Annotated in this window: 24 protein-coding genes; 18 read left to right on the top strand and 6 right to left on the bottom strand. The window is 73.6% G+C overall.

All coding sequences use genetic code 11. The annotated features are described in order from the left end of the window. The 5 genes from thpD to ehuA all read left to right on the top strand — a co-directional run. Positions 1-677: ectoine hydroxylase (gene thpD, locus AB0E19_RS34285; protein WP_362187573.1), on the top strand; the 677-nt coding region annotated here is incomplete at its 5' end. 37 nt (positions 678-714) lie between these two features. Beyond that, complete coding sequence (ehuB, locus tag AB0E19_RS34280) at positions 715-1,626, top strand: ectoine/hydroxyectoine ABC transporter substrate-binding protein EhuB (RefSeq protein ID WP_362187570.1); 912 nt, start codon at positions 715-717, stop codon at positions 1,624-1,626. Next, positions 1,623-2,369 carry an ectoine/hydroxyectoine ABC transporter permease subunit EhuC gene (gene ehuC / locus AB0E19_RS34275; RefSeq protein ID WP_362187567.1) on the top strand — a complete coding sequence of 249 codons (747 nt, stop codon included), beginning with the start codon at positions 1,623-1,625 and terminating at the stop codon, positions 2,367-2,369. The genes ehuB and ehuC overlap by 4 nt, the downstream gene beginning before the upstream one ends. Next, on the top strand, positions 2,369-3,022 hold the full coding sequence (gene ehuD, locus AB0E19_RS34270; RefSeq protein ID WP_362187564.1) for an ectoine/hydroxyectoine ABC transporter permease subunit EhuD: 654 nt from the start codon (positions 2,369-2,371) through the stop codon (positions 3,020-3,022). Before ehuC ends, ehuD begins: the two co-directional genes overlap by 1 nt. Then, positions 3,012-3,803 (top strand): ectoine/hydroxyectoine ABC transporter ATP-binding protein EhuA, encoded by a 792-nt coding sequence (gene ehuA, locus AB0E19_RS34265; protein ID WP_362187561.1) that lies wholly within the window; start codon positions 3,012-3,014, stop codon positions 3,801-3,803. The genes ehuD and ehuA overlap by 11 nt, the downstream gene beginning before the upstream one ends. Before the next feature lie 45 nt (positions 3,804-3,848). Here ehuA and AB0E19_RS34260 read toward each other — a convergent pair whose 3' ends face one another. Next, entirely contained in the window at positions 3,849-5,414 is a 1,566-nt protein-coding gene (locus tag AB0E19_RS34260; RefSeq protein WP_362187558.1) for an NAD(P)/FAD-dependent oxidoreductase, read from the bottom strand. Between the two features lie 123 nt (positions 5,415-5,537). Between AB0E19_RS34260 and AB0E19_RS34255 the strand changes: the two genes are divergently transcribed. Further along, on the top strand, positions 5,538-6,557 hold the full coding sequence (locus AB0E19_RS34255) for a DUF389 domain-containing protein (RefSeq protein WP_362187555.1): 1,020 nt from the start codon (positions 5,538-5,540) through the stop codon (positions 6,555-6,557). A 446-nt stretch (positions 6,558-7,003) separates the two neighbouring features. Next, positions 7,004-8,170 (top strand): DUF6777 domain-containing protein, encoded by a 1,167-nt coding sequence (locus AB0E19_RS34250; RefSeq protein WP_362187552.1) that lies wholly within the window; start codon positions 7,004-7,006, stop codon positions 8,168-8,170. Here AB0E19_RS34250 and AB0E19_RS34245 read toward each other — a convergent pair. Then, positions 8,155-8,334 carry a hypothetical protein gene (locus tag AB0E19_RS34245; protein ID WP_362187549.1) on the bottom strand — a complete coding sequence of 60 codons (180 nt, stop codon included), beginning with the start codon at positions 8,332-8,334 and terminating at the stop codon, positions 8,155-8,157. The genes AB0E19_RS34250 and AB0E19_RS34245 overlap by 16 nt on opposite strands. A 109-nt stretch (positions 8,335-8,443) precedes the next feature. On the opposite strand from AB0E19_RS34245, the gene AB0E19_RS34240 reads away from it, so the two are divergent. Both AB0E19_RS34240 and AB0E19_RS34235 read left to right on the top strand, forming a co-directional pair. Further along, the gene (locus AB0E19_RS34240; protein WP_362187546.1) at positions 8,444-9,913 is read left to right on the top strand and encodes a PLP-dependent aminotransferase family protein; all 1,470 of its coding nucleotides are present in this window, start codon (positions 8,444-8,446) and stop codon (positions 9,911-9,913) included. A 153-nt stretch (positions 9,914-10,066) separates the two neighbouring features. Further along, the gene (locus AB0E19_RS34235) at positions 10,067-10,570 is read left to right on the top strand and encodes an FBP domain-containing protein (protein WP_362187543.1); all 504 of its coding nucleotides are present in this window, start codon (positions 10,067-10,069) and stop codon (positions 10,568-10,570) included. 48 nt (positions 10,571-10,618) lie between these two features. Here AB0E19_RS34235 and AB0E19_RS34230 read toward each other — a convergent pair whose 3' ends face one another. Then, complete coding sequence (locus AB0E19_RS34230; protein WP_362187540.1) at positions 10,619-11,803, bottom strand: acyl-CoA dehydrogenase family protein; 1,185 nt, start codon at positions 11,801-11,803, stop codon at positions 10,619-10,621. A gap of 221 nt (positions 11,804-12,024) precedes the next feature. Here AB0E19_RS34230 and AB0E19_RS34225 point away from each other — a divergent pair, with 221 nt between their 5' ends. From AB0E19_RS34225 to AB0E19_RS34195, 7 genes are all read left to right on the top strand, one after another. Beyond that, complete coding sequence (locus AB0E19_RS34225) at positions 12,025-13,269, top strand: CoA transferase (protein ID WP_362187537.1); 1,245 nt, start codon at positions 12,025-12,027, stop codon at positions 13,267-13,269. A gap of 54 nt (positions 13,270-13,323) precedes the next feature. Further along, positions 13,324-13,983 (top strand): GntR family transcriptional regulator, encoded by a 660-nt coding sequence (locus AB0E19_RS34220; RefSeq protein WP_362187534.1) that lies wholly within the window; start codon positions 13,324-13,326, stop codon positions 13,981-13,983. Positions 13,984-14,038: 55 nt separating this feature from the next. Beyond that, positions 14,039-14,602 (top strand): GNAT family N-acetyltransferase, encoded by a 564-nt coding sequence (locus tag AB0E19_RS34215; RefSeq protein ID WP_362187531.1) that lies wholly within the window; start codon positions 14,039-14,041, stop codon positions 14,600-14,602. 136 nt (positions 14,603-14,738) lie between these two features. Further along, a complete protein-coding gene (locus tag AB0E19_RS34210) occupies positions 14,739-16,556 on the top strand; it encodes a methylmalonyl-CoA mutase subunit beta (protein ID WP_362187528.1) in 1,818 nt (605 codons plus the stop codon). After that, positions 16,556-18,730 (top strand): methylmalonyl-CoA mutase, encoded by a 2,175-nt coding sequence (gene scpA / locus AB0E19_RS34205; protein WP_362187525.1) that lies wholly within the window; start codon positions 16,556-16,558, stop codon positions 18,728-18,730. Before AB0E19_RS34210 ends, scpA begins: the two co-directional genes overlap by 1 nt. 3 nt (positions 18,731-18,733) lie before the next feature. Then, positions 18,734-19,720: a methylmalonyl Co-A mutase-associated GTPase MeaB gene (gene meaB, locus AB0E19_RS34200; RefSeq protein WP_362187522.1), complete on the top strand. Its 987-nt coding sequence runs from the start codon at positions 18,734-18,736 to the stop codon at positions 19,718-19,720. Between the two features lie 144 nt (positions 19,721-19,864). After that, positions 19,865-20,503 (top strand): CatB-related O-acetyltransferase, encoded by a 639-nt coding sequence (locus tag AB0E19_RS34195; protein ID WP_362187518.1) that lies wholly within the window; start codon positions 19,865-19,867, stop codon positions 20,501-20,503. Here the strand turns inward: AB0E19_RS34195 and AB0E19_RS34190 are convergent. Continuing rightward, on the bottom strand, positions 20,457-20,915 hold the full coding sequence (locus tag AB0E19_RS34190) for an ATP-binding protein (protein ID WP_362187515.1): 459 nt from the start codon (positions 20,913-20,915) through the stop codon (positions 20,457-20,459). The genes AB0E19_RS34195 and AB0E19_RS34190 overlap by 47 nt on opposite strands. Positions 20,916-21,075: 160 nt before the next feature. On the opposite strand from AB0E19_RS34190, the gene AB0E19_RS34185 reads away from it, so the two are divergent. Together AB0E19_RS34185 and AB0E19_RS34180 are read left to right on the top strand one after the other, a co-directional pair. Beyond that, positions 21,076-21,942 (top strand): helix-turn-helix transcriptional regulator, encoded by an 867-nt coding sequence (locus tag AB0E19_RS34185; RefSeq protein WP_362187512.1) that lies wholly within the window; start codon positions 21,076-21,078, stop codon positions 21,940-21,942. Beyond that, positions 21,939-22,127 (top strand): DUF397 domain-containing protein, encoded by a 189-nt coding sequence (locus tag AB0E19_RS34180; RefSeq protein ID WP_362187509.1) that lies wholly within the window; start codon positions 21,939-21,941, stop codon positions 22,125-22,127. The genes AB0E19_RS34185 and AB0E19_RS34180 overlap by 4 nt, the downstream gene beginning before the upstream one ends. Positions 22,128-22,229: 102 nt before the next feature. Here AB0E19_RS34180 and AB0E19_RS34175 read toward each other — a convergent pair whose 3' ends face one another. Together AB0E19_RS34175 and AB0E19_RS34170 are read right to left on the bottom strand one after the other, a co-directional pair. Further along, positions 22,230-23,021 (bottom strand): ABC transporter ATP-binding protein, encoded by a 792-nt coding sequence (locus tag AB0E19_RS34175; protein WP_362187506.1) that lies wholly within the window; start codon positions 23,019-23,021, stop codon positions 22,230-22,232. After that, the gene (locus AB0E19_RS34170; RefSeq protein WP_362187503.1) at positions 23,018-25,822 is read right to left on the bottom strand and encodes an ATP-binding cassette domain-containing protein; all 2,805 of its coding nucleotides are present in this window, start codon (positions 25,820-25,822) and stop codon (positions 23,018-23,020) included. Before AB0E19_RS34170 ends, AB0E19_RS34175 begins: the two co-directional genes overlap by 4 nt. Positions 25,823-25,830 lie beyond the last annotated feature (8 nt).

Below are 25,830 nucleotides of genomic sequence, written 5' to 3'. Positions count from 1 at the left end.
TCACCGATCCCCGGATCCGCGACGACGAGCGGGCGATCGTCGAACCACGCTCCCAGGAGATCCGCTCGGTCTTCGAAGTGCACCGGATCAGCGAGGTGTTCGCCCGGCTCGCCGCCGACCCGCGGCTCGTGGACCGCGCCCGTCAGATCCTCGGCTCCGACGTGTACGTCCACCAGTCCCGCATCAACGTCAAGCCCGGCTTCGGCGCCAGCGGCTTCTACTGGCACTCCGACTTCGAGACCTGGCACGCGGAGGACGGACTGCCGCTGATGCGGGCGGTGTCGGTGTCGATCGCGCTGACCCCGAACTTCACCACCAACGGCAGCCTCATGATCATGCCGGGCTCGCACCGCACCTTCCTCGGCTGCGCCGGCGAGACCCCGAAGGACAACTACAAGCGGTCGCTGCGGATGCAGGACGCCGGCACCCCCTCGCGCAAGGCGCTCACGACCTTCGCCGAGGCCTGCGGGATCGAGCACTTCACCGGCGACGCCGGGTCCGCCGTGTGGTTCGACTGCAACGCGATGCACGGCTCCGGCGACAACATCACGCCCTTCCCCCGGAGCAACGTCTTCCTGGTCTTCAACAGCGTCGAGAACGCACCGGAGTTGCCGTTCGCCGCGCCGGTCCGGCGGCCCTCGTTCATCGCCGCCCGGGACACCACACCGATCGGCTGACCTCCTTCCCGTCCCCTCCCCCCGTGAAAGGACGTCCATGACCCCGCACCTCACCCGCAGACACCTCCTCCGCGGGGGCGCGCTCCTCGGCGGCGCGCTCGCCACGCCCGGCCTGCTGACCGCCTGTTCCCGCACGGAGGCCGGTACGGGCGCGCCGGGCGGGGACGCGGACCTGCTGGCGAGACTGCGGAAGCAGGGCCACGTCCGGGTGGGGTTCGCCGGCGAGGCGCCGTACGGCTTCCAGGACGGCGACGCGCTCGCCGGCGAGGCGCCCACCCTCCACCGGGAGGTCTTCACCGCCCTCGGCGTGCCCGAACTCAAGCCCACGCTCACCGAGTTCGGCGCCCTCATCCCCGGCCTGCTCGCCGGCCGGTTCGACGTGGTGAGCGCGGGCATGGCCATCACGCCCGAGCGCTGCGCCAAAGTCGCCTTCTCGGAACCGGAGTTCGTCTCCCCCACCGCGCTCATGGTCCGCGCGGGCAACCCGAGGGGACTGGGCGACCTCGCCTCCTGCGCGGCGGCGAAGGCCCGCGTCGGCGTCCTGACGGCCGCCGTGGAGGGCGGCTACGCGAAGGCGGCGGGCGTCGCGGACGGGGACCTGGTGTCGCTCGCCAAGCAGCAGGACGGCCTCGACGCCCTGCTCGCCGGACGGATCGACGCCTTCGCCCTCACCGGCATCTCGCTGCGCTGGCTGGCACGCACCAACGAAGGCAAGGCCGTGGAGGTCCTGGAGCCGTTCGTGCCGGTCGTCGACGGGGTGAAGCGGTACAGCCCGGGCGGGGCGGTCTTCCGGCAGGGCGCGGTCTCGCTGCGGGAGGCGTTCGACCGCGAGCTGGCCCGGATCACGGGCGACCCGGCCCGCTACGTACGGCTGATCGGGAAGTACGGCTTCACCGAGAACGAGGTGCCGCCGCCCACCCTGCGCACCGCGGAGCTGTGCGCGGGATGACGGACTCCGGCACGGCCGTCTTCCTGTCCGAGCTGGGCCGGGCCCTCCCGGCGATCGGCGAGGGGCTCCTGGTCACCCTGGAGGCCACGGCGCTCGGCGCGGCCCTCGCGCTGCTCGTCGCCTTCGCCCTGGGCCTGGCCTCCCGCTCCCGCGTCCTCGTCGTGCGCGGCCCGGCCCGCGTCACCGTCGAGTTCCTGCGCGGCACCTCGCTGTACGTCCAGCTGTTCTGGCTCTTCTTCGCGCTGCCGATGCTCGGCTTCCGGCTCGAACCGATGGCCTGCGGGGTGCTCGCCTTCGGCCTCAACTACGGGGCGTACGGGGCGGAGGTGGTGCGCGGCGCGATCGCGGCCGTGCCCGCCGCGCAGACCGAGGCGGCGATCGCGCTCGGCATGGGGCCGGGACTGCGGCTGCGGCGGATCGTGCTGCCGCAGGCGTACGCGCTGATGGTGCCGCCCTTCAAGAACCTCCTGATCCAGTTGCTGAAGGCGACCCCGCTGCTGTCCCTGGTGACGGTCGCCGACCTGACCTTCCGGATCGACCAGCTGCGGTCGGCGACGGGCGGCACGGCCGCGGCGTATCTGCTGCTGCTCCTGCTGTACTTCGCGCTCGCCGCGCTCCTGGGGGCCGGGATGGACGCCCTGGAACGGCGGGCGAAGGCGCGGCTGGGCGTCGTGGGCCACCCGCACGCCACGGGTGGCCCGCGTGCCGTGCGCGGCGCGAGTCGCGTCGGCGGTGGTGCGTGATGGGCGGCGCGGGAGGCATGTGGGACATGGAGGCGGCGCGTGCCGCGCTGCCGGTCGTGCTGTCCGGTTTCGGGGTCACCCTGCTGGCGACGGTGCTCGGCTTCGCCGTCGCGGTCGTCGCCGGGCTCGCCATCGCGCTGCTCCAGCGCTCGGGCGGCCGGTGGCTCGCCCTCGCCGTGGGCGCGCCCGCCGCGTTCGTGCGCTCGACGCCGGTGATGGTGCAGCTCTTCGCGGCCTGGGTGCTGGTGCCGGGCCTGGACCCGCTGGCGCTGGGCGTCCTGGTCCTGGGCCTGCACTACGCCACGTACCTGTCCGAGGTGTACCGCGCCGGCATCGACGCCGTACCCAAGGGGCAGTGGGAGGCCTGTACGGCGCTGTCGCTGCCGCGCCGGCGGGTGTGGCGGGCGGTGGTGCTGCCGCAGGCCGTACGGAAGGTGCTCCCGGCGCTCGGCAACTACGCGGTCTCCATGTTCAAGGAGACGCCGTTCCTGTCGGTCATCACGGTGAACGAGATGGTGCACGAGGCGAGCACCTTCGGCAGCACCCACTTCGCCTACCTGGAGAGCTTCACCCTGGCCGCCGCCGTCTTCCTGCTGGCGAGCTGGCCGACGTCCCTGCTCGTACGCCGTCTGGAGGCCCGCCTTGCCCAGTGAACACGCCCCCGCGGCGGAGAAGGTCCGGTTCGACCGGGTGACGAAACGCTTCGGGGACCAGACGGTCCTCGACGGTCTCGACCTGGCGGTCGCGGCGGGCGAGCGCGTGACGCTGATCGGCCCGAGCGGCTCGGGGAAGACGACCATCCTGCGGCTGCTCATGACGCTGGAGCGGGTGACGGACGGTGTCGTGCACGTCGACGGCGAACCCTTCTCCCACATGCCGTCCGGCCCCGGCGGCAAACTCGTCCCCGCGGACGAGCGCCACCTCGCCCCGCGCCGCCGGCGCATCGGCATGGTGTTCCAGCAGTTCAACCTCTTCCCGCACATGAGCGTCCTGGCGAACGTCATGGAGGCGCCCCGACACGTCCTGGGCCTCGACGGCGACGAGGCCGCCGCCCGCGCCCGGGACCTCCTCGGCCTCGTCGGCCTCGCCGACAAGGAGGACGCCCACCCCACCCGGCTCTCCGGCGGGCAGCAGCAGCGCGTCGCCATCGCCCGCGCCCTCGCGATGCGCCCCGAGCTGCTCCTCCTCGACGAGGTCACCTCGGCCCTCGACCCGGAGCTGGTGGCAGAGGTCCTGGACGTCCTGCGGAGCGTCGCCGACAGCACCGACATCACCATGCTCTGCGTCACGCACGAGATGGGCTTCGCCCGTGACATCTCGGACCGCGTCCTGATGTTCGACGGCGGGCACGTCCTGGAATCGGGCCCGCCGGAGAGCCTCCTCGACGCACCGGAGCACGAGCGGACACGGGCCTTCCTGCGGTCGATCACGTGACGGGGCCGGCTCCTTACGGCGCCCTTCCCGGCACCGGACGGCCCGTCAGCGGCCGAGCGCGGCCATCGCGGCGTTGTGGCCCGGGATGCCGCTCACCCCGCCGCCGCGCACCGCGCCCGCTCCGCACAGCAGCACGTTGGCGTGGGCGGTCTCGACTCCCCAGCGTCCCGTCGGACCGTCCGCGTACGGGAAGGACAGGTCGCGGTGGAAGATGTGACCGCCCGGGAGGCGGAGGTCGCGCTCCAGGTCCCGGGGGGTCTTGGCCTCGATGCAGGGCCGCCCGTCCTCGTCGAAGGCGAGGCAGTCGGCGATCGGCTCGTCCAGGTGGGCGTCGAGCTCGGCGAGGGTGGCCTTGAGGAGGGCGTCGCGGGCCGCGTCGTGGGCACCGCCGGCGGGGAAGAGACGGGCCGGGGTGTGGAGGCCGAACAGGGTCAGGGTCTGGTAGCCGCGGCCGGCGAGCTCGGGGCCGAGGATCGACGGGTCGGTCAGCGAGTGGCAGTAGATCTCCGACGGCGGCGCCACGGGCAGCCGGCCGGCCGCCGCCTGGGCGTAGGCGGTCTCCAACTGGGCGTAGCCCTCGGCGACATGGAAGGTCCCGGCGAACGCGCGCCGCGGGTCGACCGTGCGGTCGCGGAGCCGCGGCAGGCGGCGCAGCAGCATGTTGACCTTGAGCTGCGCGCCTTCCGCCGGGGCGGGAGGCGTCTCGCCGAGGAGGCCGGCGAGAGCCTGCGGCGAGGCGTTCACGAGCACCTGGCGGGCGGCGACCGTCCCCTCGCCGTCCCGGGTGCGGAAGGCGACCTCCGCGGTCCGGCCGTCCGTGTCGATCCGGATCACCTCGTGGCCGGTGACGAGCTCCGCGCCCGCGCCGCGGGCCGCGTCGGCGAGTGCGTCCGTCAGGGCGCCCATGCCGCCCACGGGCACGTCCCAGTCGCCGGTGCCACCGCCGACGACGTGGTAGAGGAAGCAGCGGTTCTGCGCCAGCGACGGATCGTGGGCGGAGGCGAAGGTGCCGATCAGGGCGTCGGTCAGGACGACCCCGCGGACCAGGTCGTCGGCGAAGTGCTCCTCGATCGCGGTGCCGATCGGCTCCTCGAACAGCATCCGCCAGGTGGCGTCGTCGTCCACCGCGGCCCGTAGTTCGGCCCGGGTCGGCAGCGGTCCGGTCAGCGTGGGGAAGATCCGCCCGGCCGCCCGCCGGATGCGGCCGTAGAAGGCCTCCCACGCCTCGTACTCGCGGTCCGAACCCGTCAGGGCCGAGAAGGAGTCACGGGTACGGTCCCCGCCGACCAGCAGCCCGGTGGGCCGGCCGCCGCGCACCGCGGGCGTGTACGAGGAGACGGTCCGCTTCCGTACGGCGAAGCGCAGCCCGAGCTCGCGCACGATAGCGCCGGGCAGCAGGGACACCAGGTAGGAGTAGCGGGACAGCCGGGCGTCGACCCCGGCGAACGGGCGGGTGGAGATCGCCGCCCCGCCCGTGCGCCCGAGCCGCTCCAGGACGAGGACGGAGCGGCCCGCGCGGGCGAGATAGGCCGCGGCGACGAGGCCGTTGTGGCCACCGCCGACGACCACGGCGTCGTACACGTCCCGGGAACACTCCTGAGCTGCGCGCATGCCCCTTCGTAGCACGGGCCCGAAGGCCGGGACCAGAGGCCGTACCCGCCGACTCGCACCACGCCCCACATCGTCCGATACTTCCAAAAGCGGACAGAATCGCACGCGTGAAAGGCCGTCACCTTGGGGAAAGTCGACACGGCGGCCGCCCGGCGGATGGCCGACTCCCTGTTCATCGAACGCGACTGGCGCAGCCCCGGCTCCTCCCGCTTCTGGGTGCTGCTGGTGCTGGCCTCGGTCATCGCGGGCGCCGGGGTGGTCGGCGATTCGACGGCCACCGTCATCGGGGCGATGATCGTGGCGCCGCTGATGACGCCGATCCTCGGGACGGCCCTGGCGCTGGTCCTCGCGGACCGCCCGCATGTCGTCCGCAGCGCGCTGCTGGTTCTCGGCGGCGCGGTGGCGGTGGTGTGCATCGGCATGCTGCTGGGCTGGATCGTCTCGCCCCCGGACGCCTTCGCCACCAACAGCCAGGTGTCGTCCCGGATCAGCCCGCGCCTGATCGACCTCTTCGCGGCGCTGGCGACCGGGACCGTCGGCGCGTTCGCCCTCGTCCGCACCGACATCTCCGACGCCCTGCCGGGCGTCGCCATCGCCATCTCCCTGGTCCCGCCGCTGGCCGTGACGGGACTGCTGATCGCGGTGGGCCGCTACCACGACGCCGGGGAGTCCGCGCTGCTCTTCGCGACCAACGTCGCCGCGATCGTCGCCACCGGCACCCTCGTCTTCCTCGGCTACCGGGTCCGCGACGCGGCCCGCGGGGCCGGGCTGACCGTCGGGGCGTTCCACGGCCGGACCCTCGCCGCGGTCGCGGCGGTGGTCCTCCTCGTCGCCGTCCCCCTCACCACCGGGTCGATCGCCGTCGCCCGCGACCGCGCGCTCGCCGCCGACGCCGCCCCCGTCGCCGAGCGCTGGGCCGCGGCGGGCGCCTGGCAGATCGCCTCCGTCGACGCCCGCAACGGCGTCATCCTCATCGACGTCCTCGGCCTGCCGCCCCAGCCCGCGCCCACCGCGCTCCGCGTCGCCCTGGACCGGGCCGGCATGGCCGACGCCGACCTCCAGCTCCGTCTCGTCGGCGGCCGCACCCACTGGTGCACCGCCCACTCCACCACCTGCACGGTGGAACACGCGCGAACCGACTGAGCCACGGGTGGGGGTACGGCGACGGGTACCGGGACGGTACGGGACGGGTACGGGGAGGACTCCTGGCGCGGATACGGATCCGGGCCCCGGGTCCTGGTGCGGGTCCTGGTCCGGGTGCGACTGCCGGTCCTGGTCCGGGTGCGACTTCCGGTCCTGGTGCGGGTGCGGGGGTTCCGTTCGGCGCTCAGAATGTCGCCGAACGGAAGAAAGGGAAAAACGTGACTTCCCACCCACCGAACTCCGGTCCTCCCACGGGTCCTCCCACGGGCCCTCCCTCCGGGCCGCTCTCCGGCGCGGCCACCCGTCCCGGCACCGCCGGTCCCCCGACCCCGCCCAGACCGCCGGACGACGGCTCCGGAGGAGGCGGGGGCGGGGGCGGTGACGGAGCCGGTGGGGGCGGCGACGATCAGGGGGGCTGGCACGGCGGGGGGCCGTGGTGGCGGTCCGTGCCGAAGGTCGCCACTCTGGCCGCCGCCGCCATCGCGGTCGCCGCGCTGATCGTGGTGCTCGCCAACCGGTCGGACGACAAGGGCGACACGGCCGGCTCCGGCGGCGGGGAGGTCTTCCTGCAGAACAAGTCCGTCCCCGGCCCGGACCCGTTCACCGCCCCGACCACCGGCAAGGAGAGTTCCTCCGAGGTGCCCTCGGTGCCCCCGCGTACCGGTGCGACGCAGGGCACCACGCCGACGTACTCGGGCTCCACGGCCGGCCTGTACGGGGGTACGCAGGACGTGGCGAGCTGCAATGTCGAGCAGCAGGTGCGCTATCTGACCGCGGAACCCGACAAGAACGCGGCCTTCGCCTCGGCCCTCGGGATCCAGGCGAACCAGGTCCCCGCCTACCTGCGCTCCCTGACGCCCCTCCTGCTCCGGGCGGACACCCGGGTGACGAACCACAGCTACAAGAACGGCACCGCCACCGCGTACCAGGCGACCCTCCAGGCGGGGACCGCGGTCCTCGTCGACGACAAGGGCATGCCCCGGGTGCGCTGCGCTTGCGGGAATCCGCTGAAGGCGCCGGTGGCCCAGCAGAACCCGAAGACGACGGGCACCCCGTGGCAGGGGTACAACGCCTCGCAGGTCGTGGTCGTGGTGCCGTCGGTGACGGTGGTGAACGTGTTCGTGGTGTACGACGCCGAGCGGGACTCCTGGTTCGCGCGGAAGCACGGCGACACGGGGCGGCACGACAAGCCGACCCCGCCGCCGCCCCGGCCCACGCCGACGACCACCTCCCCGTCGACGTCGTCCACGTCGCCGTCGGTGACGCCGACCTCGCCGACACCGTGCGTGACGGATGCCGGCGACGGGACGCAGTCGCCGTGCCCGTCGACGCTCTCGCCGACGCAGACGACGCCCACGCCGTCGACGGAAACCCCGTCCACGGACACCACGTCACCGTCGCCCGAGACGCCGACGGACTCCCCCTCGGACTCGCCGTCGGACAGTCCCGACGCCTCTCCCGACGGCGGTACGACGGACGACACGGCCACCGCGACCACCGACGACACCACCACCACGGACGGTACGACGGACTCGACCACGGACTCGACGACGGGCGGGACCGAGGGGCCGGCGTCGTCCTCGGCCTCCTCCGGGCTTCAGCCGGTGGTCTGAGGCCTCGGCGGGACGGCCGGCGGGCGGGCGCGGGAGCGGAACGGGGTGGCGCGCGGGGTGCGCAGGCCGCGGAGCCAGGCGCCGACGGGCAGCGGCCGGGTGGGGCGCTCCTCGGCGTGCCGCTGCCACTGGCGCTCGTCGCGGTCGGTGAAGGACGTGGTCATCGTCGGGCTCCTCTCGGTACCGGGGTGGGGGCCCGCGGTCTTCCAGGCCACTGAGGGGAGTCTGTAGCCTGATTGGCCTGGACAGCAGAGCCAATGAGGAGTGATTGGCATGACAGAGGGCCGTGTGGTCCACACCGTGGACCGGACCTTGTCGGGCCGCCAGCTGGCCTCGCTGCTCACCCCGCCGCCGGAGGGCCGGTTCGGCTACCGCGAGCTGGCGCGGGCGGTGCGGGAGGCCCTGCTGGACGGGCGGGTGGCGCTGCGGCTGCGGCTGCCCGCCGAACGGGAGCTGGCGCAGGTCCTGGAGGTGAGCCGGACGACGGTCACGGGGGCGTACGACCTGCTGCGGGAGAGCGGTTACGCGCACAGCCGGCGGGGCGCGGGGACGTGGACCGCGCTGCCGGACGGGCAGGCGCCGATCTCGCTGGGCGCCTTCCTGGAGGGGGCCGGCGAGCTGATCGACCTGGCGCTGGCCGCGCCGCACGGGCCGCGGGACGAGCTGGCGGAGGCCTTGGCGGAGGCGGCGGCGGAGCTGCCGCGGTACGCCGCCGCGCCGGGCTACCACCCGTACGGCCTGCCGGAGCTGCGGGCGGCGGTCGCGGAGCGGTACACGGCGCGGGGGCTGCCGACGCGGCCCGAGCAGATCCTGGTGACGACGGGGGCGCAGCAGGCGCTGTCGCTGGTGCTCGCGCAGTTCGGGCGGCCGGGCGACCGCGTGCTGGCGGAGAACCCCTCGTACACCAACGCCCTGGACGCGATGCGGGGCCGGGGGATGCGGGTGACGCCGGTGCCCGTCACGGAGAACGGCTGGGACACCGGTCTCCTGGACGCGGCGCTGCGGCAGACGGCACCCCGGCTGGCGTATCTGATCCCGGACTTCCACAACCCGACGGGGCGGCTGATGCCGCGCGAGCAGTGCCGGGAGGTGGCACGGGCGGCGCGGGCCACGGGGACGTGGCTGGTGGTGGACGAGACGCTGACGGACATGGCGCTCGACGTGCCGGCCCCGGCGCCGTTCGCGGCGGCCGCCGGGGGCGGCGGCGGGGAGCAGATCGTGTCGCTCGGCTCTCTGAGCAAGAGCTGCTGGGGCGGGATGCGGGTGGGCTGGGTGCGAACCTCGGCGCGGGTGGTGACGGAGCTGGCGCGGACCCGTGTGACGGCCGACCTGTCGGGTTCGGTCCTCGACCAGTTGGTGGCGGTGTCACTGATGCGGAGGTTGGATCCGATCGTGCAGGCGCGCGTGGCGGAGCTGCGGGTGCGACGGGAGGCGCTCGGCGCGGCGCTGGCCCGGCACCTGCCGGAGTGGCGGTGGACGGTTCCGCCGGGCGGCATGTGCCTCTGGATCGACCTGGGCCGGCCGGTGGCGACGCAGCTGGCGGCACGGGCGCTGCGGCACGGGGTGCGGGTGGAGGGCGGGGCCCGGTTCGGGGTGGATCCGGGGACGCACGAGCATCGGCTTCGGATCCCGTACACACTGCCCGAGGACGTGTACGAGGCGGCCGCGGAGCGGCTGGCGGCGGCGATGGAGGGGGCGCCGGGACGGTTCTTGGATCCGGGGCTGCCGGAGTGGGTGGCCTGAGCGTTGGATCCAATATTCGGATCCAATATTCGGATCCACGATCCAGTGTCCGGGATCCACTCACCGGGATGCGATGTCCAGGATCCGATATCCAGGATCCACAGCCTCATATCCAGATGCTGACCCGACGGGCATCCGTGTACGGTCCAACGAGTGGAACCGTTGACTGAGAAAGAGATCCGTTCGTCGTTCGTGAACGCGACGAAGGGTGACGCCGCGCGACTGAAGCTGCCCCTGGACTTCGCCGAGACGCCCTGGGAGCACCTGGACTTCCTGGGGTGGGTGGACCCGGGCGCACCGCTCCGGGCGCACCTGGTGGTACGCCGCGAGGACGGACCGCTCGGGGTTTCCCTGCGGGTGCCGGCGGCGGGCCGGACGAGCGCGGTGAAGACGAGCATGTGCCAGATCTGTCTGACCGGGCACGCCTCTTCGGGCGTGACGCTGCTGGCGGCCCCGCTGGCCGGGGCGCGCGGCCGGGAGGGGAACACGGTCGGCGTCTACGTCTGCGCCGATCTGGCGTGCTCCCTCTACCTGCGCGGCAAGCGCGTCCCCAAGCTGCGCGGGCTGCGCCACGAGGAGACCCTATCGGTGCCGGAGCGGGTGGCCCGTGCCATGGAGAACCTGGACGGGTTCCTCGCGCGCGTGACCGCGGGCTGAGCCCCCGGGGCGGCCCGGTCGGGCCGCCCCTGCCGGACCCTCACAGGTTCAGCGGAAGGCCTGCTCGCCGGTGAGGGCCTTGCCGATGACGAGGGAGTGGACCTCGCTGGTGCCCTCGTAGGTGAGGACGGACTCCAGGTTGTTGGCGTGGCGCAGCACCGGGTATTCGAGGGTGATGCCGTTGGCGCCGAGGATGGTCCGGCACTCGCGGGCGATGGCGATGGCCTCGCGCACGTTGTTGAGCTTGCCCACGCTGATCTGCTCGGGGGTCAGCTCGCCGGCGTCCTTGAGCCGGCCGAGGTGGAGCGCGAGCAGCATGCCCTTGCCGAGCTCGACGGCCATGTCCGCGAGCTTCTGCTGGGTGAGCTGGTAGGACGCCAGGGAACGGGCGAAGACGGTCCGGTCCTGCGCGTAGGAGATCGCGGTCTCCAGGCAGTCGCGGGCGGCGCCGAGGGCGCCGAACACGATGCCGAAACGGGCCTCGTTGAGGCAGCCGAGCGGGCCGGAGAGACCGCGGGCGTCGGGCAGCATCGCGTCGGCGGGGAGCCGGACGTCCTCCAGGACGAGCTCGGCGGTGACGCTGGCCCGCAGCGACAGCTTCATCTTGATCTCGGGGGCGCTGAACCCGGGGGTGCCGGCGGGGACGAGGAAGCCGCGCACGCCTTCCTCGGTGCGCGCCCAGACGACGGCGACGTCGGCGACGGAGCCGTTGGTGATCCACATCTTGGTGCCGTTGAGGATCCAGTCGGACCCGTCCCGCTTGGCGTTGGTCCGCATCGCGCCCGGGTCGGAGCCGGCGTCGGGCTCGGTGAGACCGAAGCAGCCGATGTACTCCCCCGCCGCCATCTTCGGCAGCCACCGCTGCTTCTGCTCCTCGGAGCCGTGCTTCCAGATCGCGTACATCGCCAGCGAGCCCTGCACGGAGACGAGCGAACGCAGCCCGGAGTCGACCGCCTCCAGCTCCATACAGGCCAGGCCGTACGCGACGGAGTTCGTGCCCGCGCAGCCGTAACCGTCCAGGTGCATGCCGAGCACGCCCAACCCGCCGAGCGTGCGGGCCAGTTCACGCGCCGGGATCTCGCCCTTCTCGAACCAGCCGGCGATGTGCGGGCGCAGCTCGCGGTCGGCCGCGGCGCGGACGGTGGCACGGATCTCGCGCTCCTCCGCGCTGAGCAGGCCGTCGACGGCGAGGAGGGCGAGGGGGTGGGTGGCGGTGGACGGCGAGGACTTCACGGGCGGCCTCCTGGCGGCTGTGACGAGGGTCGTGCTCGGCGTGGCGAGCCGAGCGTAGCGGCAGATTGGATTTTGGATCCAGTATTGAAAATCCGACCTCCCGGCCCTACGGTCCCGATTGGATCCAATCTCCAATCCCCTGGATCCAGGATCCGAGGTACTGGATCCAACCGACTGGATCCAACCGACTGGACCCGATGTCGCCACGGAGGGAGCGCGGAATGCACACGGACCATCCCGCCGGAGGCGAGCCCGAGCCCGAGGACGGCGCCCCGCCCGGCGCCCTCCCCGACCCCTTGTCCGGCGCGCTCCCCGGCGCCCTGTCCGGCATCGTCGTCGCCGACTTCGGGCGGGTGCTCGCGGGGCCGTACATGACGATGCTCCTGGCGGACCTGGGTGCCGACGTGATCAAGATCGAGCGGCCGGGCAGCGGTGACGACACGCGGGCCTGGGGTCCGCCGTTCGCGGACGGCCAGGCGACCTACTTCCTGGGGGTCAACCGGAACAAGCGGTCCGTCGCCCTCGACCTCGCCGACCCGGACGGACGGGCGGCGGCGCGGGCGATCGTGGACCGGGCCGACGTGCTGGTGGAGAACTTCCGGCCGGGCACGATGGAGAAGCTGGGTCTGGGCTTCGAGGAGGTACGGCGGACCAATCCGGGCCTCGTGTACTGCTCGGTGACCGGGTTCGGGGCCGACGGCGGCGCCGCGCTGCCGGGCTACGACCTGCTCGTGCAGGCCATGGGCGGCCTGATGAGCGTCACCGGCGAGCCGGGCGGACAGGGGACGAAGGCGGGGGTCGCCCTCGTCGACGTCATCACCGGGCTGCACGCCGGATTCGGGGTCCTCGCGGCGCTCCGGCACCGGGAGCGGACCGGCGAGGGGCAGCGCGTCGAGGTGTCGCTGCTCGGTTCGCTGCTCTCCGCCCTCACCAACCAGGCCGCCGCGCACCTCGGCGCCGGTGTCGTGCCGCGCGCGATGGGCAACCGGCACCCGAGCATCACCCCGTACGAGGTCTTCGAGGCGCAGGACCGTCCGCTGGTCCTGGCGGTGGGCAACGACCGTCAGTTCCGGGCCCTCTGCGAACGGCTCGGGCGTCGGGAACTGGCCGTGGACGACCGCTTCGCGACGAACACGGCGCGCGTCGCCCACCGCGAGGAACTGACGGCGGAGCTCTCCGCGGCGCTCGCCTCGCGCACGGCGGACGCGTGGTTCGAGGAGCTGACCGCCGCCGGCGTGCCCTGCGGCCCCATCAACGATCTGGCCGGGGCCTTCGCCCTCGCCGACCGGCTGGGACTCGGCGCCCGCGTCCCCGCGGGGGCCGCCGGCCCCGGGCAGGTGGCGCACCCGGTCCGGTTCGGCGCCACCCCGCCCTCGTACCGCTCCGCTCCCCCGCGGCTCGGCGAGCACACCGGCGACGTCCTGGCCGGAATCTGGCCTGTGGACAACTCGAACGCGGGTCCGTGATCCGTAGGAAGATGACGACGATCACACGAGCAACGGCAGGGAAAGGTCGGATCGATGAGCGGAGCGGTGGAGAGGCGACGGCCCCAGACGGCCCAGCAGTTCGTCCTGGAGGAGCTGCGGGGCTCCATCACCAGCGGTGAGCTCCGCCCCGGCGCTCCGATACGGCAGGATGCCCTCGCCGCCCGACTGCAGGTCAGCCGTGTCCCGCTGCGGGAGGCGCTCAAGGCCCTGGAGGCCGAGGGCCTGGTCGTCCACCACGTCCACCGCGGCTACTTCGTCGCCCAGCTGTCCCTCGCGGACCTGGAGGAGGTCTACCGGATCCGCGCCCTCCTGGAGACGGAGGCGGTCAGCCGTGCCCTGGCCCTCCGCCCGGACGGCTTCCACGAGGCCCTCGCCGGCATCCAGCGCGAGGTCGAACGCGCGGCGGAGGCGGGGGACGTGACGGCGATGGCGGAGGCCAACCGCCGCTTCCACTTCGCCCTCGTCGAGGCCTGCGGGATGCCCCGCCTGGTCCGCATGATCACCACCCTGTGGGACTCCACGGACGCCTACCGCTCCCTCTACTACACCGACGCCACCCACCGCGCCCAGGCCGTCCACGAGCACCGGGCCGTCCTCGACAGCATCCTCCACGACGACCGTGCCAACGCCCTGCGCTGGCTCGACGACCACCGCGCCCACGCGGTGGCGGCCCTCCGCGAGGTCCTGAGCTGAGGGCGTGAGGCCGGTGACCCGGCCGGAGGGCGCATCCACGACAGAAGGGCCGTTCATGAACATCACCACCGTGGTCTACCCGGGGAGCGCCGCGCTGCCGCTCGTCGACGAGTTCCTCCATCTGCGGCGGCTCGCCGCCAGGCCGTACGTCCCCCCGCAGGGCGACCCGCGGGCGGCGGAGGAGCTTCGCGAGCGGATGGCCGAGCAGGCGCGTACGCCCGGGTTCCTGGCGGTGACGGCGCGGGCGGACAGCCTCCTGTGCGGCTTCGGCATCGCGACCCGGACCCCGGATCCGTACAGGGGAGAGGAGTTGGACGGTGAGGACCGGCGCGCCCAGGAGTGGTTCGCCGGAGCCGTACGCATCACGGACCTCTTCGTCGCACCGGTGACGCGGGGGCACGGTGTCGCGACCCGGATCCTGGAGAAGCTGACCGCGCCGGCGACGGACGACCGGGTCTGGGCGGCGCCCGACCGTACGGACGCCGCGGCGCTGGGCTTCTTCCGGTACCTGGGGTGGCGGCAGACCGTCTTCCCCCGCTTCGGGGCGGGGCCCGGGCACATCGCCTTCCTGGGGCCCCGGCACCCGTCACTGGCCGGTATGCCGGTGGTGGGGTGCTGACGTGCGCCGCTCACCCGGTGTCGACGCGAGCGCGGGCCCGGCACGGTCGGTCCGCCCGGCCGAGGGCGCCCCGAAGAGGCCAAGGTCACAGATGATCACCATGCCACTCCTCTCCTCGCCCCCCTAGGCTCCTCGCATGACTGTGCTGCCTGACGACGGCCTTTCGCTGGCCGCTGAGTTCCCCGCAGCGACCCGTGCGCAGTGGCAACGCCTCGTGACCGGCGTGCTGAGCCGGTCGGGCAAGGACGTGCCCGCCGCCGAGGCCGAAGAGGCGCTCTCCACCGCGCTGGAGGACGGCCTGCTGACCCGCCCGCTGTACACGGCCGCCGACGCCGCACCCGACCCCGGCCTGCCCGGCTTCCCGCCGTTCGTCCGGTCCGGACGCGCCGCGGGCAACGCCGTGGGCGGCTGGGACGTGCGGCAGCGGCACGCCACCGCCGATCCCGAGGCGGTGCTGACCGACCTGGAGAACGGCGTCACGTCGCTGTGGCTGGCCGTGGGGCCGGACGGCATCCCGGTGGACGGCCTGGACCGCGTGCTGCGCGACGTGTACCTCGATCTGGCTCCCCTCGTCCTGGACGCCGGGGCCGAGACCTCGGCCGCGGCACGGGAGCTGCTCGCCTTGTACGAACGGCGCGGAGTGGCCCCCGAGGCGGCCCTCGGCAACCTCGGCGCCGACCCGCTCGGCACCGAGGCCCGCACCGGCTCCGCCTACGACGGCGACGGGTTCGCCGCCACGGCCGCGCTCGCGCGGCTGTGCGCCGAGTCGTACCCGGGGCTGCGGGCCCTGACCGTGGACGCCCTCCCCTACCACGAGGCGGGCGGCTCGGCGGCCCAGGAACTGGGAGCCTCGCTGGCCACCGGTGTCGCCTATCTCCGGGCGCTCACCGGCGGCGGTCTGAGCATCGAGCAGGCCCTGGGCCAGCTGGAGTTCCGTTACGCGGCGACGGCCGACCAGTTCCTCACCATCGCCAAGCTGCGCGCGGCGCGGCGCCTGTGGGCGCGGGTCGCGGAGGCGTGCGGAGCCCCTTCCGCCGGGGCACAGCGCCAGCACGCGGTCACCTCGTCGGTGATGACGACGGCGCGGGACCCGTGGGTGAACATGCTGCGGGCGACGGTCGCCACCCTCGCGGCCGGTGTCGGCGGCGCCGAGTCGGTGACCGTGCACCCCTTCGACCACGCGCTCGGCCTGCCGGACGCCTTCGCGCGCCGGATCGCCCGGAACACCTCCACCGTCCTCATCGAGGAATCGCACCTGGCACGGGTCATCGACCCGGCCGGCGGCTCCTGGTACGTGGAATCGCTCACCGACGAACTCGCGCGTGCCGCGTGGGAGTTCTTCCAGGAGATCGAGCGGTCCGGCGGCCTGGCCGCCGGGCTGCGCTCCGGCCGGATCGAGGGGCTGCTCTCCGCGACCTGGGCCGAGCGGTCCCGGTCGCTCGCCAAGCGCCGCGAACCGGTTACCGGCGTCAGCGAGTTCCCGCACCTCGCGGAGAAGCCCGTGGTCCGCGAGCCCGCGCCCGCCCGGCCCTCGGGCGGGCTGCCGCGGGTCCGCCGCGACGAGGCGTTCGAGGCGCTGCGCGCCCGCTCCGACGCCCACCTGGCCGCCACCGGTGCCCGGCCGCGGGTCTTCCTCGCCGCGCTCGGTCCGGCCGCCGCGCACACCGCCCGGCTGACCTTCGCCGTGAACCTCTTCCAGGCAGGCGGCATCGAGCCCGTCACCGAAGGCTCCTTCGGGGACAGCGGGGCCGGCGAGGTGTGCCTGTGCTCCAGCGACGCCGTGTACGAGGAGCGCGCCGCCGAGGAGGCCGCCGCGTTCCGCGCCGCCGGCGCCGGGCACGTGGTGCTCGCCGGACGCCCGGCCTCGTATCCGGGCGTCGACTCGTACGTCTTCGCGGGGTGCGACGCGGTCGCCGTCCTCTCCGCCACCCTCGACCGCATGGGAGTGTCCTGATGGGAATCCCCGACTTCACCGGGATCGATCTCGGATCCCCCTCCCCCGCCGGCGGGCCCGAGGAGTGGCGCGCCGCCGTCAAACGGGCCTCCGGCGGGGACGAACTGCTCTGGGAGACGCCCGAGGGCATCACGGTCAAGCCGCTGTACACCGGCAGTGACCTGGAGGACGTCGACTTCCTGGAGACGTACCCGGGCGTCGCGCCGTTCCTGCGCGGCCCCTACCCGACCATGTACGTCAACCAGCCCTGGACCATCCGCCAGTACGCGGGCTTCTCGACCGCCGAGGAGTCCAACGCCTTCTACCGGCGCAACCTCGCGGCCGGCCAGAAGGGCCTGTCGGTCGCCTTCGACCTGCCGACGCACCGCGGGTACGACAGCGACCACCCGCGGGTCACCGGTGACGTCGGCATGGCGGGCGTGGCGATCGACTCGATCTACGACATGCGGCAGCTGTTCGACGGGATCCCGCTGGACCGGATGTCGGTGTCGATGACGATGAACGGCGCGGTACTGCCCGTCCTCGCCCTGTACATCGTGGCGGCGGAGGAGCAGGGCGTGTCCGCCGACAAGCTCGCCGGGACCATCCAGAACGACATCCTCAAGGAGTTCATGGTCCGCAACACCTACATCTACCCGCCGAAGCCGTCGATGCGGATCATCTCCGACATCTTCGCCTTCACGTCGCGGCACATGCCCCGCTACAACTCGATCTCCATCTCCGGCTACCACATCCAGGAGGCGGGCGCGACGGCCGACCTGGAGCTGGCCTACACGCTCGCGGACGGCGTCGAGTACATCCGCGCGGGCCGCGAAGCGGGCCTGGACGTCGACGCGTTCGCGCCGCGCCTCTCCTTCTTCTGGGCGATCGGCATGAACTTCTTCATGGAGATCGCCAAGCTGCGCGCGGCACGCCTCCTGTGGGCCAAGCTGGTCAAGGAGTTCGACCCGAAGAACGCCAAGTCGCTGTCGCTGCGCACCCATTCGCAGACCTCCGGATGGTCGCTGACCGCCCAGGACGTCTTCAACAACGTGACGCGCACCTGCGTGGAGGCGATGGCCGCGACGCAGGGGCACACCCAGTCGCTGCACACCAACGCGCTCGACGAGGCGCTCGCCCTGCCCACCGACTTCTCGGCCCGTATCGCCCGCAACACCCAGCTGCTCATCCAGCAGGAGTCGGGCACCACCCGGACCATCGACCCGTGGGGCGGCAGCGCCTACGTGGAGCGGCTGACGTACGACCTGGCGCGCCGGGCCTGGCAGCACATCCAGGAGGTCGAGGCGGCCGGCGGCATGGCGCAGGCCATCGACGCGGGCATCCCGAAGCTCCGCGTGGAGGAGGCCGCGGCCCGCACCCAGGCACGCATCGACTCCGGCCGCCAGCCGGTCATCGGCGTGAACAAGTACCGCGTCGACGGCGACGAGCAGATCGAGGTCCTGAAGGTCGACAACTCGTCCGTGCGCGCGCAGCAGATCGAGAAGCTGCGGCGCCTGCGCGCCGAGCGCGACGAACGCGCCTGCCGGGACGCGCTCGACGACCTCACCCGGGCCGCGGGCGGCGAGGGCAACCTCCTGGAGCTGGCCGTGCGCGCGGCCCGCGCGAAGGCCACGGTCGGCGAGATCTCGGACGCCCTGGAGAAGGTGTACGGCCGGCACTCCGGTCAGATCCGTACGATCTCCGGCGTGTACCGCAACGAAGCAGGTGAGTCCCCGAACGTGGAGTCCACCCGTGCCCTCGTCGGCTCGTTCGAGGAGGCCGAGGGCCGCCGTCCGCGCATCCTGGTCGCCAAGATGGGGCAGGACGGCCACGACCGCGGCCAGAAGGTGATCGCGACCGCCTTCGCCGACCTGGGCTTCGACGTCGACGTGGGCCCGCTGTTCCAGACCCCGGCCGAGGTGGCCCGGCAGGCCGTCGAGGCGGACGTCCACATCGTGGGCGTCTCGTCCCTCGCGGCCGGTCACCTCACGCTCGTCCCGGCGCTGCGGGAGGAGCTGGCCGCGGAGGGCCGGGAGGACATCATGATCGTGGTCGGCGGGGTCATCCCGCCGCAGGACGTGCCCACCCTCCTGGAGATGGGCGCCGCCGCGGTCTTCCCGCCCGGCACGGTCATCCCGGACGCCGCCGCGGACCTGGTCCGGCGGCTCGCGGCCGATCTGGGACACGACCTCTAGCCCATGGCCATCGACCTCGACACGTACGAGAAGGGTGTACGGGACGGGAAGCGCGCCCTCGTGGCGCGCGCCATCACCCTCGTGGAGTCCACCCGCCCCGACCACCGCGCGCTCGCCCAGGAGCTGCTGACCCGGCTGCTGCCGCACAGCGGCCGGGCCCGGCGGATCGGCATCAGCGGCGTGCCCGGCGTCGGGAAGTCCACCTTCATCGACGCCTTCGGCACGATGCTGACCGCCCTCGGGCACCGGGTGGCGGTGCTCGCCGTCGACCCCTCCTCGACCCGCACCGGGGGCTCCATCCTCGGCGACAAGACGAGGATGGAGCGGCTCGCCGTCGATCCGGCGGCGTTCGTGCGGCCGTCGCCCAGCGCCGGGACGCTCGGCGGGGTCGCCAGGGCGACCCGCGAGTCGATGGTGGTGATGGAGGCCGCCGGATACGACGTCGTCCTGGTGGAGACGGTCGGCGTCGGCCAGTCGGAGACGGCCGTGGCCAACATGGTCGACTCCTTCCTGCTGCTCACCCTGGCCCGTACCGGCGACCAGCTGCAGGGCATCAAGAAGGGCGTCCTGGAGCTGGCGGACGTCGTGGCGGTGAACAAGGCGGACGGCCCGCACACGGCCGACGCCCGTGCCGCCGCCCGCGAACTCGCCGGCGCGCTGCGGCTGATGCACGGCCGCGAGGCCGCGTGGACGCCGCCGGTGCTCAGTTGCAGCGCCCGGGAGGCGAGCGGCCTCGACGAGGTGTGGGAACGCCTGGAGAACCACCGCTCGCTGCTCCACGCCACCGGCCGCCTCGACGCCAGGCGGCGCGACCAGCAGGTCGACTGGACGTGGACGATGGTCCGCGACGAGCTCCTCACCCGGCTCCACGCGGCGCCCGCCGTCCGCGCCCTCACGCCGGACGTCGAACGCCGGGTCCGCGACGGGGAGCTCACCGCGACCCTCGCGGCGGAGCACATCCTCGCCGCCTTCGAGGGACGCGCGGAGTGACGGGCCCCGGGCGCGGGAGCGGCGAGTAGGGCGCAGGACGGCCGCGGTGTGATCGCGGCCGCCACGACGGACGGGGGGCATGCTTCCAGTGACGGCACGACAGATACCGTGCCGTGCCGTGCCGATTCGTACGAGGGAGTCACCATGCCCGTTCCCGCCGATCCCACCGTTCTCCACCCGATGCCCGATCAGCCGCGCGTGGTCCTGCTCAAGCCGCTGGTCACCTCTCCGCTGATCGAGGTCGGGGAGTACTCGTACTACGACGACCCGGACGACGCGACCGCGTTCGAGACGCGCAACGTGCTCTACCACTACGGGCCGGAACGGCTCGTCATCGGCAGGTTCTGCGCCCTCGGCACGGGCGTGCGGTTCCTCATGAACGGCGCCAACCACCGCATGGACGGCCCGTCGACCTTCCCCTTCCCCACCATGGGCGGCTCCTGGGCCGACCACTTCGACCTGCTCACCGGCCTGCCCGACCGCGGGGACACCGTCGTCGGCAACGACGTCTGGTTCGGCCACGGCACGACCGTCATGCCGGGCGTGCGCATCGGGCACGGCGCGATCATCGCCGCCGGCGCGGTGGTCACCCAGGACGTCCCCGACTACGGCATCGTCGGCGGCAACCCGGCCCGCCTCATCCGCACCCGCTACAGCGACGAGGACGTCGCCCGGCTGCTCGCCCTCGCCTGGTGGGACTGGCCCGCGGACCACCTCACCCGGCACGTGCGCACCCTCATGTCCGGCAGCGTCGACGAGCTGGAGAAGGCGGCTCCGCGGTGAGGAGCGCCCAGACCGTCTTCCCGCTGGGCGGGTAAGGGGTGACTCCCCAGCCGTCGGTGAGGGCGGCGACCAGGGGGAGGCCCCGGCCGCCGTCGGTACCGTCCGGGCCCGTCACGGCCGGCTGCCGGTCGCCGCGCGCGTCGGTGACGTCGACGCGGAGCGTGCCGGCCCGCTCGTCCAGGGTCAGCGCCAGGCGGAAGTCCCGCCCCGGGAGACCGCCGTGGAGCACGGCGTTCGCCGCGAGCTCCGCGACGACCTGCTCGGCACGCTCCGTGATGTCCGGCGGGGCGCCCCAGAAGTGCAGCTCGGTGAGCGTGAGGAGGCGGGCCAGCCGGGCGCCGCGGCGGGTCGACGAGATCTGCTGACTGAACATGCGTACGGGTGGGAGCAGTTGAGGCGTCTGTCGGTCCATGGGGACACAGTGGCGGGCGCGTGGCACGACCCGCGAGCGCCTCGGCCCGTACGCGTCGTCAGCGTACGGGCACCCAGGGTGGACAGTACGAGCCGTCGGCCGTCACGCTGAGTAGGCCGACCGCGGGAGCTGCCGCGGGTGCACGTGGAGGTGGCGGCTGATGAGCATCGTCGAGATCGAGGGCGAGGACGGGGAGCAGAGCGACGACGGGGAGCGGGAGCCCGATCCGTCGGACAGTCTGCGGACGTTCGGCGCCGTCGTCCAGGCCCTGCGCGAACACGCCGGACTCAGCCGGGCCGAGTTCGCCGAGCTGGTCCGGTTCTCCAAACACACGGTGGAGTCCGTGGAGTTGGGGCGGCGGATGCCCGACGAGGTCTTCGTCGACCGCGGGGACTCCGCCCTGGGGAACACCGGCGCGCTGCGGCGGGCCGCTCCGTTCCTCACCCGGGCCGAGGCCGGTCTCGCGGTGTGGTTCCGGCGCTGGGCCCGGCTGGAGAGGACCGCGGTGAGCCTGAACACGTACGAGTGCCGGCTGGTGCCGGGGCTCCTGCAGTCGGAGGCGTACGCCCGGGCCGTGTTCGAGGGCGTGGTCCCGCTGCTGACGGACCGGAAGCTGGAGACCCAGCTCCTCGCCCGTCAGAAGCGGCAGAGGATGCTCACGGAGCGGCCGACCGTTCCCTTCGGCTTCATCGTGGAGGAGCACGTCTTCCGGCGCCGGTTCGGCAGTACGGAGGAGATGCGGGAGCTCCTGGACCACGTCCTGGAGGCCTGCTCCCCTCGCAACGTCACGCTGCAGGTCGTACCGCTGGACGCGGGGCTGCACGCCTGTCTGGACGGGCCGGTACGACTCCTCGAAACCCCGGACGGACGGCGGTTCGGCTACTCCGAGGGGCAGCAGAACGGACGCCTCATCACCGACCCGAAAGAGGTACGACTGCTCCACCAGCGCTATGACACACTGCGCTCGCAGGCCCTCAACCCCAAGGAATCCCGGGGCCTGCTGGAGCGACTGCGAGGAGAGCTATGACCGCCACGAAGGAACTCGCCTGGTTCAAGTCCAGCTACAGCGGCAGCCAGGGCGACGACTGCGTCGAGGTCGCCGTCGCCGGCCACGCGGTGCACGTCCGGGACTCCAAGGACGTGAGCCGTCCTGCCCTCGCGGTCGGCCGCGAGGGGTGGGGACGGTTCGTGTCCTTCGCTATGGAGAAGTAGCGGCCCCTGCCCGCTGCTCGTGGGCAGGTGGAGGCCGGCCATGGCCTCTGCTTGCCCCTGCGGGTCAATCACACGGGGCCGCGCCCGGGACCGTGGCGGCGCTCAGGAGAGGATTCGACCGAGGTCGTCGGGGCCCTCGGCGGGGTGGGCCCGCTCCGCCTCCTCCGCGACGGTGCCCAGGTACGCCTCCCGCACCGCCGGGTTCGCGTGGACCTCGGCCGGGGTGCCTTCGGCGAGGACCCCGCCCAGGTCGAGGACGACGACGCGGGAGCACAGGTCCATCACGAAGGAGACGTTGTGCTCGACGAGGAGGATCGCGCAGTTCTGGTCCTCGGCCGTCCGGCGGATGACGTCCGCCAGGCGGAGGCGTTCCTCGGCGGTCGTGCCGGAGGCGGGTTCGTCCAGGAGCAGGAGCCGGGGCGGGTCGGCGAGGGCGCGGGCCAGTTCGACCATGCGGGCCCGGCCGACCGGGAGGCCGCCCGCGTACGTGTCGGCGAGGTCGTCGAGTCCGCAGGCGTGGAGGACGGTGGCGGCGCGCTCGCGGTGGCGGGGCGTCGGGCGGGCTCCGCCGCGCCAGTCGCGGGCCACGACCAGGTTGTCCGCGACGGTCAGCTGGCCGAAGAGCTGCTGGCGCTGGAAGGTCCGGCGGATGCCGTGGCGGGCGCGCCAGACCGGGGAGCGGCGGGTGATGTCGGTGCCGTCGTACGCGATCGTCCCGGCGTCCGGTCGCCGCATGCCCGACAGGACGTCGAAGAGCGTCGTCTTGCCGGCGCCGTTGGGGCCGATGAGGCCGCAGATCTCGCCGGGGCGCACCGAGATCGTGACGCCGCGCAGGGCGTGGACGCCGCCGAAGCGGACGTCGACGGCCTCCGCGTGGAGGAGTGGGGGGTTCATCGGCGGGCTCCCGTTCCCAGGTAGGCCTCGGCGAGCAGGCCCCCGTCCACGTCGGAGCGCGGGCCCGACCAGACGAGGGTGCCCTGCGCGAGGTACGCGACGGTGTCGGCGATGCCGAGCACCTCGGCGGCCTTCTCCTCGACGAGGAGGAGAGCGGTGCCGTGGTCGCGGAGTTCGGCCAGGAGGGCGAAGACCTCGTCCACGACGCGCGGTGCCAGGCCGAGGGAGGGTTCGTCGGCGACCAGGACGGCCGGGGGGCGCTGGAGGAGCGGCGCGAGGGCGAGGAGTTGTTGCTCCCCGCCGGAGAGGGAGCCGGCGAGGACGGTGCGGCGGGCGGCGAGTGCGGGGAAGCGGGCGTAGACCGCGTCGCGGTCCTCGGCTTCGGGAAGGTGCAGGGTCAGGTTCTCGGCGATCGACAGCCCCGCGAACACGCCGCGTCCCTCGGGGGCCAGGCGGACGCCGCGCCGGGCCCGCGCGACCGGGGTGTCGCGGGTGGCGACCTCGCCCCGTACGCGCACGAGTCCTCCGGCCGGGTGCAGCAGCCCCGCCGCCACCCGGCAGAGCGTGGACTTCCCGGCGCCGTTGGGTCCGAGGAGCACCAGTGCCCCGCCGGCCCGGACGCTGAGGTCCACACCGTGGAGGACGGCGGCCCCGTCGCCGTACCCGACGCGCACGCCGGTCAGTTCGAGCGCGGGCACGGGAACGGGCGCGGATGGGGGTACGGATGCGGATGCGGGGACCGGTGCGGGTGCGGACGGCGGGCCGGGCTCCGACGGGCGGGGTTCCCCCGGCGGCGAACCCGGAGCTGGTACCGGCTCCGGGGCAGGGGCGGGGACCGGGGCGGGGACCGGGGACCGTCCCTCCCCCGGCTCGTCCGCCCCCGCCCGTATCTGCCCCGCCCGCCGCCTCGCGCGCCGCGACGGGACGGCCGCGCAGTAGCCGTCCGGGTCGTTCGCCAGGGCGAGGCCCGCCAGGCCGAAGAGGATCACCGGGAGGTGGGCGGAGTCCGTGACGTACTGCGTCATCAGGTGGGGGACGACGGCGAAGACGAGGCCGGCGACGACCGCGAACTGGGGTCGGCGGACGCCGGCCGCCACCACCACGGCGAGCCAGACCAGACCGGTCATGGCGGTGAAGTCCGTCGCCGTGATGCGGGTGTTGTACGAGGCGTAGAGGATGCCGCCGAAGCCGGCGAGGCCCGCCGAGAGCGTGAAGAGGAGGAGTTTGGTGCGGACGACGGAGACGCCGGACGCGGCCGCGGCCTCGGGGGCCGAGCGGACGGCGAGCATGGCGCGGCCCCAGCGGGAGGCGCGCAGCCGGGTGAGGGCCGCGACGGCGGCGGCGCTGAGGAGGACGAGGGTGAGGCCGAGGGCGCGGTCGTCGCCCAGGTCCACGGGTCCCACGACCGGGCGGGGGATCTCCCAGCCGGTGTCGCCGTTGCGCAGCCAGCCGAGCTGGAAGAGGACCTGGTCGGCGAGGAAGGCGAGGGCGAGGGTGGCGAGGGCGAGGGCTCTGCCGCCGAGGCGGAGGGCGGGGAGGGCGACGACGGCCCCGAGGAGGGCGGCCGCGGCGGTGCCGACGGCCGCGGCGGCGGCGAAGGGCCAGCCGTGGCTCATGAGGAGGCCGGCGACGAGCGCGGCGCCGGTCACGAAGGCGGCCTGGGCGAGGGACACCATCGCGCCGAGGCCGGTGACGACGGTGAACGACATGAACACGAGCCCGATGGCGAGTCCTTGGGCGAGGATGCCGCTCCAGAAGGGGGTGGTGACGGTGTAGAAGGCGGTGCCGAGGAGGGCGGCGGCCGCCATCCACACGACCCAGCGGCGGGCCCGGCTCCTGCCCGCGAGGTAGTCGACCGGGGGCGGGTCCGCGGCGGCCGTGCCGGCCGCGCGGCCGCGTCGGGTGAGGACGACGAGGCCGGCGAAGAGGATGAGGAAGGGCACGGCGGTGCGGAAGCCGGTGATGTCGTCGGTGAAGGAGGCGTAGCCGGCGACGAGGTTCTGGAGGACGCCGAGGGCGAGGCCGCCCGCGAAGGCGAGGGGGACGGAGAGGAAGCGGCCGAGGACGGCGGCGGTCGCGGAGACGAAGAGGAAGAGGGTGTAGTCGTGCGCGGAGAGGCCGAGGAGCGGGGTGGCGAGGACGCCGGCGAGGCCGGCGAGGGCGGACGACAGCATCCAGGCGATCGAGGAGAGCCGGTCGGCGTCGATGCCGCGCAGTTCGGTGAGGGTGCGGTCGTCGACGGCGGCGCGCAGCCGCAGGCCGAGCCGGGTGTGGCGCATGAGGATCCACAGCGCGGTGGCGGCGAGGGCGGTGGCGATCCAGGTGATCAGCTGGTCGGAGTCGACGCCCACGCCGTCGAGCGGCTGCCAGGAGACGGCGGGGCTGGGGCCGACGCCGGGCAGGCCGAACTGGTTGTCGGCGGGGAGGACGGGGGCGCCCGCCCGTTCGAGGAGTTCGACCGTCCACCGTCCGGCGGCGGGCAGGGCGACGAGCAGGCCGATGGTGGCGACGATCTGCGCGGTCTCGCCGACCTTGGCGAGCTTGCGGAACATCAGCCGGTCGAGGGCCCAGCCGAGTCCGGGCGCCACGACGGCCACGAGGAGGAGGGCGGTGGGGACGGCGGGCCAGCCGAGGCCGGAGTGGAGCTCGTAGAAGGCGAGGGCGGTGAGGTACGCGGTGGCGCCGTGCGCGAAGTTGAAGAGTCCGGAGGCGGAGTAGGAGAGGACGAGACCGGTCGCGAGCAGGGCGTAGAGCGCGCCCGAGACCAGTCCGCTGAGGACGAAGCCGAGGAGGTCACCCACGTGCCGCG

This window comes from Streptomyces sp. NPDC047974, from assembly GCF_040653375.1.
Classification (GTDB): Bacteria; Actinomycetota; Actinomycetes; order Streptomycetales; family Streptomycetaceae; genus Streptomyces.
This window is presented reverse-complemented; position numbering and strand designations above follow the sequence as displayed.

Coding starts and splice junctions, on each gene's coding strand:
- ehuB (WP_362187570.1), top strand. CDS start 715: ATGACCCCGCACCTCACCCGCAGACACCTCCTCCGCGGGGGCGCGCTC.
- ehuC (WP_362187567.1), top strand. CDS start 1,623: ATGACGGACTCCGGCACGGCCGTCTTCCTGTCCGAGCTGGGCCGGGCC.
- ehuD (WP_362187564.1), top strand. CDS start 2,369: ATGGGCGGCGCGGGAGGCATGTGGGACATGGAGGCGGCGCGTGCCGCG.
- AB0E19_RS34260 (WP_362187558.1), bottom strand. CDS start 5,414: ATGCGCGCAGCTCAGGAGTGTTCCCGGGACGTGTACGACGCCGTGGTC.
- AB0E19_RS34245 (WP_362187549.1), bottom strand. CDS start 8,334: ATGACCACGTCCTTCACCGACCGCGACGAGCGCCAGTGGCAGCGGCAC.
- AB0E19_RS34240 (WP_362187546.1), top strand. CDS start 8,444: ATGACAGAGGGCCGTGTGGTCCACACCGTGGACCGGACCTTGTCGGGC.
- AB0E19_RS34225 (WP_362187537.1), top strand. CDS start 12,025: ATGCACACGGACCATCCCGCCGGAGGCGAGCCCGAGCCCGAGGACGGC.
- AB0E19_RS34220 (WP_362187534.1), top strand. CDS start 13,324: ATGAGCGGAGCGGTGGAGAGGCGACGGCCCCAGACGGCCCAGCAGTTC.
- AB0E19_RS34215 (WP_362187531.1), top strand. CDS start 14,039: ATGAACATCACCACCGTGGTCTACCCGGGGAGCGCCGCGCTGCCGCTC.
- AB0E19_RS34210 (WP_362187528.1), top strand. CDS start 14,739: ATGACTGTGCTGCCTGACGACGGCCTTTCGCTGGCCGCTGAGTTCCCC.
- scpA (WP_362187525.1), top strand. CDS start 16,556: ATGGGAATCCCCGACTTCACCGGGATCGATCTCGGATCCCCCTCCCCC.
- meaB (WP_362187522.1), top strand. CDS start 18,734: ATGGCCATCGACCTCGACACGTACGAGAAGGGTGTACGGGACGGGAAG.
- AB0E19_RS34195 (WP_362187518.1), top strand. CDS start 19,865: ATGCCCGTTCCCGCCGATCCCACCGTTCTCCACCCGATGCCCGATCAG.
- AB0E19_RS34190 (WP_362187515.1), bottom strand. CDS start 20,915: ATGGACCGACAGACGCCTCAACTGCTCCCACCCGTACGCATGTTCAGT.
- AB0E19_RS34185 (WP_362187512.1), top strand. CDS start 21,076: ATGAGCATCGTCGAGATCGAGGGCGAGGACGGGGAGCAGAGCGACGAC.
- AB0E19_RS34180 (WP_362187509.1), top strand. CDS start 21,939: ATGACCGCCACGAAGGAACTCGCCTGGTTCAAGTCCAGCTACAGCGGC.
- AB0E19_RS34175 (WP_362187506.1), bottom strand. CDS start 23,021: ATGAACCCCCCACTCCTCCACGCGGAGGCCGTCGACGTCCGCTTCGGC.